The sequence below is a fragment of the Kitasatospora sp. HPM-01-4 genome (genome assembly GCF_051374625.1).
Lineage (GTDB): Bacteria > Actinomycetota > Actinomycetes > Streptomycetales > Streptomycetaceae > Kitasatospora.
Window position 1 is genome coordinate 6091873 of sequence record NZ_JBPQGP010000005.1, and the last position, 12596, is coordinate 6104468.

Here is a 12596-nt window from a genome sequence, read left to right on the forward strand (position 1 = left end):
TGGGGTGGGCGGCTCCGCGGCTTTACCCACCTCTCCGGACCGGGGACCCGCGCCGAGCAAGACCGGGGGGCCACTCGGCCAAACTGCGGTCAGGCCCAAAAGCCCTGACCGAGTCGCAGCAGCTTACGGCCCCCCGATCATGCCCGGCCCCAGACCAGACAGGACACCGGCCAAAACCGCTCCGCCGCCCCCAAGTGCCGAGGCCGCCCGCATCAGTGGGATTAGGCCTTAACAAGTTGACACTTATCCAGGAGATTGCACAAAAGACTCATTGCAGTTAGACGCTCAAGAGCCTCCGCCTCCGCAAGGGGCGTAACATCATGAGTTGCGCGGTTTCGAATGCACTGAAAGATCCCCTGGGACATTCCACGCAAGCCACCCATCATGCTCTTAAACTCATCCGTCATCGGATCCGCCAACCAGCGAAGCCTTGGCTTTCCTGGCTCCGGAGCCTTCTCCGAGAGAAGCTGATTTAGAAGGTCGAGATCCGAAACATCCATACGGCCCGACCGCCGCTGCAGATGGTAATTGATGCTAGTTGCCGCTGTTTGCACCGCTTCCCGATAGTGCTTTGTCTCCCATAGGCTCTTGGCCGAGTCCCATACCCACGGATGCAGGCTGGATGCCGGGAGCTTCGGACCCGATGGTCCGAGATGTCGCGCCACCTCATCTGCATCTTGGATTATCCCGATCGAATTAATAGTAAGTTCAATTGCAGTCGGCAGCAACGTAGGGGCGAATCCAAGATCATAATGCTTAATATTGAAATCCCAGAACTCTGGATTAACTCGACGCATAATGAGCTTTGCCGTTGGCTCTTGACTCGCGACCACGGAATAAGCGTGGGCAATGCTAATTTTTGAGGATTCCGAATCGAATGAAGATTTGTAATCCAGAATGGCCTGATGGAAGTTTCGCAGGCGGTCAACTGCCCACTGAGGGTCGCGAATCTGCTCCATGGCGGACTATCTTAGCTTGGAAGTGAATCGGATCTGAGGGGTTTTGAGTAAGTTGTCACGTCCGGCTCGAGGGTGGTGCAGCTCAGCTCCCGAGTCTTGGTAGCCAGGGAGAACCCGGGCACGGTGAAGCCGCTCGATTGAGGAGAGCCACCCCGCCGCTCGTGGTCTGCCGGCGGCCAGCACAAGTCCGGGTCGCTTGGGGCCCCTGCCGTCAGCCCTCCCCCTGCAAGATCAAGCCAATCCCGCCAACTACGGAAAGTAATATCGACTTGCCTGCCTGGGCAAGTCGACTTCCGAGAAAACGTCTTGACGACCGAGAAACCGACACTCAGAGCGCCAGCGTTGCCTGCTGTGACGAAGGCTGACGCTTGATACGAGCCGAGAGGTGTCTGGGGCCTGCTCTCATCTCACCTGACGGAGCTTGGTCACTGCTACGGTCCGAGGACCAAATGGCGGAGCCCGCCAAAGCGCGAAGGCGGGAATCAGATGCGACATTGGCGGGCCGTGAGCACCCCTCTTGTGGAGGTATTGCTATGAGCCTTTCGTGCGCTCAGGGCCCCCTGTCAACCCGCACTCCCCAGATCTGGCCAGCGGCCGTGATCGTCATCGTGGTCGTGCTGCGAGCACCGACCGACATCCTCCCGGCGGCCCTCTCGGCGGTCGCCGGCATCGTGGCGATCATGCTCGGCGGGCGCCAGCCGGCGGCAACGGTGGACACGCAGGCTGCGGGCAGCTGAGTGACTAACTGCGCTACAACACCCCCGCACAGCACCGTACGCCCACGGACACTGACGGACCGTTTGCGCAGGCCACCGGGACGCTGACCCACCATCCTCCAATGCTCCGAGTTGCTTCGGGATGAAGAGGCCATGGGGCCAGCCACCGCTGGCACCTGCGCGGTGCAGGCCATGGCATTCGCGAGAACCGCCCATGCTGTCCGGAGCGCGATAGGTTCTTGACGCTCGGAGCGGTGGCGTTGAGTCGCCGTGACGAGGACGGGCGGTGCGTGTGTCGAGGCGTGTGGGGCTGCGACCAGGGGCACGTTTGGTGGAAGTGGTCGGACCGGCCGACCGATCCGCTGGAGGTCTGCCCGTACCCGGACCTCTTCGCGGGCTAACCGCCGCGTGCCACAGTCGTGCCAGATCGTGCGGTACGTGACGGTCAGTCGGAGGTAGCAGGAGACGAGCGACCGCCCTGGGCCCGAGGCGGAAGATGGGCAGCTCGCGCCGGGTGCCCCACCCCAATCCTTACAAAGCAGATGTCGGCGGTTCGAAACCGTCTGCGCCCACCAGGGAAAACGGGCTCTTCTGCTGGACCTGTGGGTGTGATCAGGCGACTTGGCGGCGGGGCAGTTCGGGGCGGTTGCCGCCGAGGCAGAGCATGACGAGCGCGATGACGGCCTCGGCACTGCGGAAGCCGAACCCTCGTCGGATGATCAGGCGCGTTCTCAGCGACGGGCCAATTGTGACCGCTGAACGGCGGATGAATCGGGACCCACCGGAGCAAATCCGACCCTTCTTGTAATCGTCTGATCATCCTGATCCCCATCGAGGGTCAGGAGGAGAGGGTGATTCCCGTGGAGGACTGGGCTGAGATCCGCCGACTGCACCGGGCCGAGGAGATGCCGATCCGGGCAATCGCCCGCCACATGGGCATCTCGAAGAACACGGTGAAGCGAGCCCTGGCCACCGACCGGCCGCCGGTCTACCAACGCCCGCTGAAAGGATCGGCCGTGGACGCGGTCGAGCCGGCCATCCGCGAGTTGCTCAAGCAGACCCCGACGATGCCCGCCACGGTGATCGCCGAGCGGATCGGCTGGCAGCGCGGGCTGACGATCCTCAAGGAACGCGTGCGCGAGCTGCGACCGGCCTACCTGCCCGTCGATCCGGTCTCCCGCACGGTCTACCAGCCGGGCGAACTCGCCCAGTGCGACCTGTGGTTCCCGCCGGTGGACATCCCGCTCGGCTACGGCCAGTGCGGCCGGCCCCCGGTCCTGGTGATCGTGTCCGGATACTCGCGGGTGATCACCGCGCGGATGCTGCCCTCCAGGCACACCGGCGACCTGATCGACGGCCACTGGCGCCTGCTCGCCGGCGGCTGGGGAGCTGTCCCGAAAATGCTGGTCTGGGACAACGAGCCGGGTGTTGTCGGCGTACACGTGAACGTCCCCAGCCACGTACGGATGAACGTGGCCGCTTCTTGATGCGTCGTGGGCTGTTGCCCGACACTCTGCTGCTTGGTCGGTGAGGAGAGTGCGGAGGGCGGCTGACGGTGGTTCTGGATCCGCATCGCTGGTTGGAACTGAGGCGTTTCCGTGGCCTGTTCGATTCCGGGTCGATGAGTCTGTCGGAGATCGCCAGGGAGACGGGGCTGGACCGGAAGACGGTCCGTAAGTACCTCTCGGCCCCGGGCCCGGCCACCCCACCACGCCGGTCGTCGAACGGACGCTCGCGGGCAAGGGTCATCGACGAGTTCGCGCCGCTGGTCGACTCGATGCTCCGGGCGGAGGTCCTGATGAAGGCCGCCGTGATCCACGAGCGCCTGGCCACCGAGTACGGGTTCACCGGGAACTACCAGCGCGTCAAGCTCTACCTCCAGGAGGCCCGCCCGCGGATCGCCGAAGAACTCGGCATCACACCGAAGGAGCTGGCGGGGATGCACCGCCGGTTCGAGGTGATCCCGGGCGCCCAGGCCCAAGTGGACTGGGGGGACGAGGGCAAGATCCTCGCCCACATGGGCATCGACAAGGTCTACTCCTTCCACATGACGCTGTCGTACTCGCGCGACCCGTTCTGCTGCTTCACCACCAGCCAGGACCTGCAGACGTTCTTCGACTGCCACCGCAGGGCGTTCGCGCACTTCGGCGGGGCACCGATGACGATCGTCTACGACCGCACCAAGACCGTCGTCCGCCGCCACGTCGCCCCGGGCGAGGCGGTCCCGCTGCACCCGGAGGCGGTCGGCTTCGCCGGCCACTACGACTTCGACCCCGACGTCCTGGCCGCCTACCGCCCCACCGGCAAAGGCCGGGTCGAACGCCAGGTCCTGATCGTCCGCGACCACGTCCTGTCCGGCCGGGCCTTCTCCTCCATCGAGGAGATGGACTCCGCGTTCGCCGCCTGGGTGCCCATCCGGCGCGCTCAGATCCACAAGACACACCGCGAAGTCATCGGCGAGCGGGCGGCCCGCGACCACGCGGCCCTCAAACCGCTGCCACCCACCCCGTATCTGGTGGCCGAGCGGCACCTGCGGCCCGTCGGCAAGGACTGCCTGGTCGCCTTCGGCGGCAACCTCTACTCGGTGCCGGCCCGCAAGGTGCGACCGCGCCAGCTGGTCGAGATCCGGGCCACGAAGTCGCAAATCATGCTGCACTCCACCGTCCCCGGCACCGACGGCGAGACACTGCTGGCCATGCACGCCAGGGCGGTCGGCCGGGGTGCCCGCGTCGTCCAGGAGACGCACTGGGACGGCCTGCCCACCGGCAAGGGACGCCGGACCACCACGGGTGATGTCCCCTCCCAGCCCCGCCACGAGCGGCCTCTCGGCCGGGAAGCCGGACCCCTGCAATCCCTGCTGAACCGGGCCGCGATCACCCGCATCGAAGTCGGCCGCCGTCCGCTGTCGGTCTACGACGAGCTGACCGGTACCCGCCCCTTCACCACCAACCGACCGACGAAGGAACCCTCTTGAGCCAGCTGACCGGCAACCGCATCCGGACCACGGCCGCCAAGCTCGGCCTGCCCCACCTGGCGGAGACCATCAACGAGTTCACCCGGCGGGCGGACGAGGCGAAGATGGGCTACCTCGACTTCCTCGACCTGGTCCTGTCCGAGGAACTCGCCGTCCGCGACGACCGGCGCTTCCGCCAGGGCCTGCGGCTGTCGAAGCTGCCCCACCACAAGACAATCGACGAGTACGACTTCTCCTTCCAGCCCGACCTCGACCCGCGCAAGGTCAAGGACCTCGCCACCCTCTCTTTCGTCGAGGCCAAGGCCAACGCCGCCCTCCTCGGGCCGCCCGGGGTGGGAAAGACACACATCGCCGTCGGGCTCGCGGTCGCGGCCTGCCGAGCTGGTTACTCCATCTACTTCACCAGCCTCGACGACATGGTCCGCAACCTCAAGGCCGCCGAGACAGCCGGTCGCCTGGCCAACAAACTCGGCACCTACCTGCGGCCCGGCGTCCTGGTGGTCGATGAGGTCGGCTACCAGCCCCTGGAGCGAGCCGAGGCGAACCTGGTCTTCCAGGTGATCTCCAAGCGCTACGAGAAGGGCTCGATCATCCTGACCTCGAACAAGACCTTCAGCGAGTGGGGACAAGTCTTCGGCGACGAGGTCCTCGCCACCGCCATCCTCGACCGGCTCCTCCACCACTGCGACGTGATCTCCATCAACGGCCCCAGTTACCGCCTGAAGAACCGCCTCAAGGCCATCGAGCGAGACGCGGAAGTGGCCTGACATCCAGCCTCGTTGGACGTCGACTGTCCGCCGAGCTTGACCGGTGTCAGTGTGCGTCAGGAGTAGAAGCCTCGGCCGTACTCTTCGCGGTTCAGCTGGAAGTCGTCCGGTCGATCACGGCGGAGCTCCTCGTAGCGCGCGACGAAGGCGTCCAACGCCTCGTGCAACGTGCAGTCCGACACCTCCCGGATTGCCTTGATCGCGAAGACGATCCGGTGATCCAGGATGTCGCGGTCTACGCTCTCCGGCAGCTGTCCCATGGGGTCGACAGCGTAGCGGAGGCCCCGCGTGCACTGGGCCTGAGCGGTTGGGACCTCCTGGCAAGCAGCCAAGATCTGGCGCCAGAGACCGCCTGATAGCTGGGGACGTTTAGGCGTACGCAGTTGGGGAGTCAAGGCCGTACGCCGACAGGTGTCGGCAAAGGAAAACTGACCAGCGAGTTCGCCGCGTTCGCCGGCCTGCTCGCGGTCAGGATCCATCTGTGCCGGCCACGCGACCCGGAGGCGAAGGGCCTGGTCGAGCGCGCCAACGGCTACCTGGAGACCAGCTTCCTGCCCGGCCGCACCTTCACCGGCCCGGACGACTTCAACCGCCAGCTGACCGCCTGGCTGCAGATCGCCAACCGGCGCCAGCACCGTTCGATCGACGCCCGGCCGGTGGACCGCTGGGAGGCGGACCGGGCCGCGATGCTCACCATCCCGCCCGTCTCCCCACCGCATTGGTGGCGCTTCCACACCCGCATCGGCCGCGACCACTACATCCGCGTGGACACCAACGACTACTCCGTCCACCCCCGCGCTATCGGCAAGACGGTGATGGTCCGTGCCGACAACGAGCAGGTCACCGTCATCGCCGGCAACGACATCGTGGCCCGCCACACCCGCTGCTGGGCCAAACACCAGTCGATCACCGACCCCGAGCACGCCGCGGCGGCCCAGACCCTGCGCGGTGAGGTCATCTACCAGCAGGCAGCCCGAGCGCAAGCCGCCCGCGCCGCCACCCTTCTGGACCCCGACGGCCTCGGCATCGACGTCGAGCAACGCGAACTGGCCACCTACGACCGCATGTTCACCCTCATCGAGGGCGGAGCCGGAAAGGAGGACACCTGATGCCCCGCACCACCACCGCCGCCACGACCGACGCGACAGCCCCCGGGCCCGACGGCCAGGCGGCCCGAACCGGTCGGCAGACCTCCGCCGACCTGGCCTTCTATGCCCGTGTGATGAAGGCGCCCGCGCTGCTGGACGCCGCCGAGCGCCTGGCCGAACGCGCTCAGGCCGAGTCCTGGACCCACCTGGAGTTCCTGGTCGCCTGCCTGCAGCGCGAGGTGGCCGCCCGAGACTCCCACGGCGGCGAGGGCCGCATCCGCGCCGCCCGCTTCCCCGCGATCAAGACCATCGAGGAACTCGACCGCACCCATCTGCGCGGCCTGACGCGCCAACAACTCGCCCACCTGGCAACATTGGACTTCATAGCGGCCAAGGAGAACGCCGTCTTCCTCGGCCCGCCGGGCACCGGCAAGACCCACCTGGCCACCGGGCTCGCCATCCGGGCCTGCCAGGCAGGCCACCGGGTCGCGTTCGCCACCGCCGCCCAGTGGGTCGACCGCCTGGCCGCCGCCCACCAGGCCGGACGACTCCAGGACGAACTCGTCAAACTCGGCCGCTACCCGCTGATCGTGATCGATGAGGTCGGCTACATCCCGTTCGAGGCCGAGGCCGCGAACCTGTTCTTCCAGCTGATCTCGAACCGCTACGAGAGGGCCAGCGTGATCGTCACCTCGAACAAGCCGTTCGGACGTTGGGGAGAGGTCTTCGGCGACGAGACCGTCGCCGCCGCCATGATCGACCGGCTCGTCCACCACGCCGAGGTCCACTCCCTCAAAGGCGAGTCCTACCGCATGCGGGGCCGCGAACTCGGCCGCGTTCGCACCACCGACAACGACTGAACAAGAAGACCACCGACGACGCAAAAGGGCATAAAAGGGTCAGAACTCAAACGCCCAAAGTGGGTCACGGTTCAGCCGCCGCCGACACGCGTCTTGGTGTTGGTGGATTCGATCAGCCCGTTGCTCAGCTCCTCGACGATCGCGTGCAGGATGGCGTCGTAGTGGCGTTGGACCTTGCGGGCGAGGTCGACGAAGGCGGGGATGCGGCAGCGCCTGGCCCAGGACAGCCAGCGGTCCAGCGCGGCGACGGCAGCGTGGACGCCTTCGGCGCGGGCGATCCGGTAGATGGTGCGTAGTCCTTCCTTGAGCAGATAGGCGCGGTGCAGGCGCGGGTCGTTGGCGGCGATCCAGGCGAGTTTCGCGCTCTGCCGCTCGGTGAGGTCCTCGGGGTTCTTCCACAGCGCGTGGCGGGAGTGCTTCAGCCTGCGGGCCAGGTCCGGGTCCGCGGCCTGGCGGCGGGCCCGGTTCCAGCTCGCGCGGCGCTCCTCGTCCAGGGCCTCGGTGGCCCAGGCCACTACATGGAAGGGGTCTATGGCGCGCACGGCGTTCGGGGCCCGCTCGGCGACCACGTCGGCGATCCACTCGGCGCCGTCGGCGCTGAGGTGCGTGAGCCGGTGGGCGCGCTCGGCGCCCAGGGCGTCGAAGAACGAGCGCAGGACGTCCTTGCCGTGGCCGTCGGCCATCCACACCACGTGCCGGGTGTCGTGGTCGACGACCACGGCCATGTACTTCTGGCCCTTGCGGTAGGAGATCTCGTCGACGCCGATCCGCCGCAGCCCGGCGAGGCGGTCGATCCCGGCGTCCGCGTCACGCTGGTAGCGGGTGAGGATCGCGCCGACGGTGCGCCAGGCGACCCGCATCAACTGCGCGGTGGCCGACTTGGAGCACTCGGTGGCCAGCCAGGCGACCTGCTGGTCGAAGTCGCGCGTGTGCCCGGCGTCGTGCCGGGCCCAGGGCACCGCCGCGACCACCACCCCGTGCCGCTCGCACGACACACGTGGGGCATCGGCCTCCAGGAACAGTTGCAGCCCTGCCGCGTCCAGGTGTCGCCACCGCCGGCGTCCTGCCCCGGCATCGAACCGCGGACAGCGACTGCGACAGATCCCGCACCGGCGACGCGCCCGGGACCGCGGACGCACCGCCACCACCATGACCTGCGCTTCCTCATCGAACCAGGCGTCCTCCGGCACCGCCTGCTCGCATCCGACCAGCGACTTCAATACCGTGGTGAACCGCACGCCGTTCTCCCTGCGCAACCGATCTCGGGCCTCAACACCTCAAGATCTGCACAGGGGACGGCGTGTGCTGTGTCAGGCGCTCCGCACCGACCCACAGATGGAGCAGAAGAGCCCCAAATCGCGAGGACGGAGATCACGCCCCGCAGAGCGGTGATGCCGGCGGCGACGGACGGCCAGACCGTTGGGGTCGCGATGCCCTCGATGGAAACCTGGACCGGGCCGGTGAAGGTCGTCGTGCTCATTGCCCGGTCACCACGCAGGAGATGCAACGGCCCTGGTCGCGCACCACCAGGTCACTGACGCGCTCGGGCGCCGACACGGAGTCGAAGTGCAGTGGCATGTTCTCGGCCCCACAGGTACGGCACGCCAGGACATCCGGTTGGAAATCCGGTGACCCGATATCAACTCCCATCTGTGGTCCCGTTGATGCAGGCATGCGCCACCTCCGTGCTCCTGGCCGAGTGCAACAGCTGGCTGTGGGGATCAGCCTCACAACCAGCTTCGACCAGCACGTTAGAGGTCTGCTTCTCGTCGATGTTTCGATGTTTCTCGGTGTTTCTCGAAGCACGGCTCAGGTTTCGCTGAACTTCTCAGCTCGGTCCGAGCGGCCGCCGGGCAGCAGCAATGAGTCGGTGCGCCTGACTCCCGCGGACTGCAACTTGGTCGTACATGGTCCACGCGCGGGTGTAGAGGGCGACATCGGCGGCACTGTCCAGCCACAGCGCCGCGTTGATGGTCTCGACCGTCACGTGTTCCTCATCATGGATCCAAAAGCCGTGCCGCAGGGTGAGCGGCAGATCAGCTGCGAACGGGATGATTCCAAGATCCACAGTGTCCAAGCCGATCAGACCCGTGAGCCGATCAAGCTGTGCTGCGAGCATGTCGCGCGGGCAGACGAGAGCACGAAGCGCTCCTTCCCAGAGCAGGAGTCGAAAGCGTCGACCCGGCTCGTACAGCAACTCTTGGCGCCGCATCCGCTCCCTCACAGCGTCCTCTGTGTCTCTCGGGGACTGATGCAGAAGAGCACCTGATGCAAGGACATGCCGTGCATAGTCGGGAGTCTGCAGGACACCGGGAATCGTAGTCAGCTCGTATGCCCGGATCAGGCCAGCGGATCGTTCCTCTTGTCCAGCCTCCACCTGCGCTCTCCGGTGACCGGCGGCAAGGCGACGCTTCCACGACTGATACTGCGTCTCCATGCCGCGCAAATCGGCGTGCAGTGATGACACAAGAGCTGGTTGCCCGGTGGCTTCTGCCCAGGCGTTGAGGTCAGCCTCTGTGGCCGTCTGGCGGCCATTCTCCAGTTTGGAGATCTTCGACGGCGGCCAAGCGAGACGCTCGGCCAGCTGGCGGCCCGTGAGTCCGGAGCCGACGCGCAACTGGTGCAGTCGCACTCCGAGTGCCTCACGGGCTCGCTGGAAGTCGGTGCTCACACAGTCGACGGTACCTTCTTCACGAATTCGCTGCGGTCCACGGCAAAGTGCCAAGCAGCGTCGCGGATTTGGCACGCCTCCAGGACAACGTTCGGGTCCTCGATCAGCTCAGTTCCGAGGTAGACGTCAGCGTCATCGAAGTGCAACTGAAGGACGGTACGGGAGTCGAAGAGCCAGAAGTCCCTTTCAGGAAGGTGGAGTTCTTTCGCGGTAGACCGAGGGAGGTGTCGGATGTCCTCACCGGCTTCGACATTCGCCCATCCGACGTGAAGAAGGTACGCCTGCCCCTGCGTGATCGGTTCGTCAGCGATGCGGACGCGCTCCACTCGCTTGCCCTTCGCTACCTGTTCCCGAATGTTCGCGCACCAGGGGCGGTGCGGATCTGCCTGCGGGTCTTCTCCCTGCAAGAACCGCAGGTAGCCGACGCTGCGCTGGTCGGACTCGTACGCGCGTCGCGTCTCAAGGCGCCAAGCCGTGTGTTGGAAACCGTCGGCGAAGAAGTGGTCGAACGTCTCGTCGCTGATGAACTCGGGCACTGCTACTCCTTGGGTGCGAAGCGCGTCAGCAGCTCACGGGGTACGACCACGAAGGTCTCACCCGGCAACACGTCCCGAAGCTGGCTCAGCGCCTCGGTATCGGTCAAGCGGTATCCCTGGACCACGATGTCGCCGGTCGGGGTCTCGTACAGCGTGGGGCACTTGCCATCGTCGCTGGTGGTGCCGAGGAACTTGAGCTTCATAGTGCTCTCCCTCTCTGCTGGTTGAGGTACCAGGATGGACCGTCAGCAGGCAGCGCGAGGGCGGTTCGCCAGAACACGATGTTGCCCCCTGCCCGGCCGCAGCCGGACAGGGGGCGAGCGCATCAGGGGCATATGAGCGCGAGTTGGCCGCGCATCTCAGCAGACCGGATTTCCAACAGACTTCGCGGGCCCTCAGCTACGACCGCACGCACCAGCAGCAATTCCGCGCCGCCGTCCTCGCCCGCGATCCGCTCTGCGTCCTGTGCCGCACCGCGCCAGGCAAGCACGCCGACCGCTACCCGCCGAGTCGCCGTGAGCTGGTCACGGCCGACCGAGACCCCAACGACCCGCAGCACGGCGGCGGGTTGTGCGGACGCTGCCACAGCAGCGAGACCGCACGGCATCAGCCTGGCGGCTGGAACAACCGCTAGTTCCGGCGGGAGCCAGTCAGAACGCGGGCAAATCGGTGCGGTCGGAGGCGGCAGCGACGTCCTGCCGGTACCACTCGTACTGAGCCGCAGTGATCCGCCGGATCACCAGGATGACCAGGATGGCGGCAGCAAGATTGGCTACCTGATCGAACAGTCCGTAGAGGTCGGCATCGCCCGTGAGGAGCATGACGAGCGAGCTTCCGAAGGTATTCACCAGCCAGGCGAGCCACCAAGCTTCCACCAGTCGGGTGTTACCGGCCAGTCCGCTCGCGCGCCAGATGTCCAAGGTGACCTGGCGAGGGATCCACCACCACGCCACGGGGATGAGCCAGCCGTAGATGGCGAAGCGGGGCGAATGCCGGTGCATACCTGGGGCGAAGGCCTCGGCGTTCTTCCTGACCAGGCTGAACCAGACAAGGAAGAGAACGCCTGGGGCTATCACGACCACGTCCGTGACCAGGCTGGTCTGGGCGTAGAACACGGACTTCTCGCCGCCAGCCACCCACAGCACCGCCATCCAAACGGTTTCGAGCGCGACAAGCATCTGCACGGCCAGGGCCTGCCGACGTGGATCGGCTATCAGACCGCGGTGCGCCAAGGCGCGCAGATTCGGGCGGCCGTCGGCCGATCGTGCGTTCACTGCATCCCCCATTGAAAAGACCTGCGGCGCCCAGCATGCGCAGTTGGACCGCCGCACTATATCCAGTCACTCGCCCCTGATCACGGCGAGCAGAAGCCCTCGACGCAGTCCGGGCGTCGAGGGCTTCGTCATTCCCGGAAGCCGACATGGCGAACACCTGCCCCAGCTCGGCTGCACCGAGACGCGGCACGCACGCGGACTCTGCTCCACCCACTACAACCAGCGACGCCAGCCCAACAGGCACCAGGTGAAGCGGGTCGCATGCCGTATATGCGGCGAGCCGTGTGTACGCCGACAGCACGAAGAACCGGCGGACGCGCGTCGTCCCGTTGCCATCGATGTGCGTCGCCGCTGCGCTGGCGACGACTCCAGCAGGCCAAGCAGCGCGAGACGGCGGGGAAGACCTGGGAGGACACCGGCTACGTGTTCACCACTCGGACCGGCCGGCCGATCGAGCTCCGGAACCCCGGCCGCTCCTTCGAGCGAATCGGCTCCGACACGGGCCTGCCACGCATCCGCCTCCACGACACGCGGCACGGCTGCGCGACCATCCTGTTCGCCGCCGGTGTCGCCCCGCGCGTGCCGGTGGAGATCCGGGCACTCGCAGATCGCCGTGACCATGAACGTCTACGCGCACGTCTCGGAGGGCACCCAACGAGAGGCCCTTGGGCACATGGATCGCCCGCTGAAGAGGCACCGCAAGAAGGGCTGACATCAGCCGTTGCCGTCAGTTGGTGCAGTCAAAACGCCC

Annotated in this window: 12 protein-coding genes and 3 pseudogenes; 8 read left to right on the forward strand and 7 right to left on the reverse strand. The window is 66.4% G+C overall.

Features of this window, described 5'->3' with window-relative positions:
- Positions 1-221: 221 nt before the first annotated feature.
- Positions 222-959 carry a TIGR02391 family protein gene (locus ACSMTC_RS26560; RefSeq protein ID WP_436562225.1) on the reverse strand — a complete coding sequence of 246 codons (738 nt, stop codon included), beginning with the start codon at positions 957-959 and terminating at the stop codon, positions 222-224.
- A 596-nt stretch (positions 960-1555) separates the two neighbouring features.
- Here ACSMTC_RS26560 and ACSMTC_RS26565 point away from each other — a divergent pair.
- The 4 genes and pseudogenes from ACSMTC_RS26565 to istB (ACSMTC_RS26580) all read left to right on the forward strand — a co-directional run bounded on the left by ACSMTC_RS26565 (position 1556) and on the right by istB (ACSMTC_RS26580) (position 5416).
- Entirely contained in the window at positions 1556-1696 is a 141-nt protein-coding gene (locus ACSMTC_RS26565) for a hypothetical protein (protein WP_436562226.1), read from the forward strand.
- Between the two features lie 830 nt (positions 1697-2526).
- Positions 2527-3111: pseudogene (locus ACSMTC_RS26570) on the forward strand (helix-turn-helix domain-containing protein); the annotation flags it as partial.
- Positions 3112-3296: 185 nt separating this feature from the next.
- A complete protein-coding gene (gene istA / locus ACSMTC_RS26575) occupies positions 3297-4649 on the forward strand; it encodes an IS21 family transposase (RefSeq protein ID WP_436557614.1) in 1353 nt (450 codons plus the stop codon).
- Entirely contained in the window at positions 4646-5416 is a 771-nt protein-coding gene (istB, locus tag ACSMTC_RS26580) for an IS21-like element helper ATPase IstB (protein WP_436557615.1), read from the forward strand. Before istA ends, istB (ACSMTC_RS26580) begins: the two co-directional genes overlap by 4 nt.
- A 56-nt stretch (positions 5417-5472) precedes the next feature.
- Here istB (ACSMTC_RS26580) and ACSMTC_RS26585 read toward each other — a convergent pair whose 3' ends face one another.
- On the reverse strand, positions 5473-5676 hold the full coding sequence (locus ACSMTC_RS26585) for a hypothetical protein (RefSeq protein ID WP_436557616.1): 204 nt from the start codon (positions 5674-5676) through the stop codon (positions 5473-5475).
- A 123-nt stretch (positions 5677-5799) separates the two neighbouring features.
- Here ACSMTC_RS26585 and ACSMTC_RS26590 point away from each other — a divergent pair, with 123 nt between their 5' ends.
- Together ACSMTC_RS26590 and istB (ACSMTC_RS26595) are read left to right on the forward strand one after the other, a co-directional pair.
- A complete protein-coding gene (locus ACSMTC_RS26590) occupies positions 5800-6525 on the forward strand; it encodes a Mu transposase domain-containing protein (RefSeq protein ID WP_436562227.1) in 726 nt (241 codons plus the stop codon).
- Complete coding sequence (gene istB, locus ACSMTC_RS26595; RefSeq protein WP_436558408.1) at positions 6525-7364, forward strand: IS21-like element helper ATPase IstB; 840 nt, start codon at positions 6525-6527, stop codon at positions 7362-7364. Before ACSMTC_RS26590 ends, istB (ACSMTC_RS26595) begins: the two co-directional genes overlap by 1 nt.
- An 83-nt stretch (positions 7365-7447) precedes the next feature.
- Here the strand turns inward: istB (ACSMTC_RS26595) and ACSMTC_RS26600 are convergent.
- The 4 genes and pseudogenes from ACSMTC_RS26600 to ACSMTC_RS26615 all read right to left on the reverse strand — a co-directional run.
- Positions 7448-8602, reverse strand: a pseudogene (locus ACSMTC_RS26600) (ISL3 family transposase); the annotation flags it as partial.
- A 590-nt stretch (positions 8603-9192) separates the two neighbouring features.
- The gene (locus ACSMTC_RS26605) at positions 9193-10035 is read right to left on the reverse strand and encodes a helix-turn-helix domain-containing protein (protein ID WP_436562228.1); all 843 of its coding nucleotides are present in this window, start codon (positions 10033-10035) and stop codon (positions 9193-9195) included.
- Complete coding sequence (locus ACSMTC_RS26610; protein ID WP_436562229.1) at positions 10032-10571, reverse strand: DUF6879 family protein; 540 nt, start codon at positions 10569-10571, stop codon at positions 10032-10034. The genes ACSMTC_RS26605 and ACSMTC_RS26610 overlap by 4 nt, the downstream gene beginning before the upstream one ends.
- A gap of 2 nt (positions 10572-10573) precedes the next feature.
- A complete protein-coding gene (locus tag ACSMTC_RS26615) occupies positions 10574-10774 on the reverse strand; it encodes a hypothetical protein (protein WP_436562230.1) in 201 nt (66 codons plus the stop codon).
- Between the two features lie 143 nt (positions 10775-10917).
- Here ACSMTC_RS26615 and ACSMTC_RS26620 point away from each other — a divergent pair, with 143 nt between their 5' ends.
- Positions 10918-11205, forward strand: a complete 288-nt coding sequence (locus ACSMTC_RS26620; RefSeq protein ID WP_436562231.1) for a hypothetical protein — start codon at positions 10918-10920, stop codon at positions 11203-11205.
- A 16-nt stretch (positions 11206-11221) separates the two neighbouring features.
- On the opposite strand, the gene ACSMTC_RS26625 is transcribed toward ACSMTC_RS26620, so the two are convergent.
- The gene (locus tag ACSMTC_RS26625; protein WP_436562232.1) at positions 11222-11845 is read right to left on the reverse strand and encodes a DUF4328 domain-containing protein; all 624 of its coding nucleotides are present in this window, start codon (positions 11843-11845) and stop codon (positions 11222-11224) included.
- 284 nt (positions 11846-12129) lie between these two features.
- On the opposite strand from ACSMTC_RS26625, the pseudogene ACSMTC_RS26630 reads away from it, so the two are divergent.
- A pseudogene (locus tag ACSMTC_RS26630) lies at positions 12130-12557 on the forward strand (tyrosine-type recombinase/integrase); the annotation flags it as partial.
- Positions 12558-12596 lie beyond the last annotated feature (39 nt).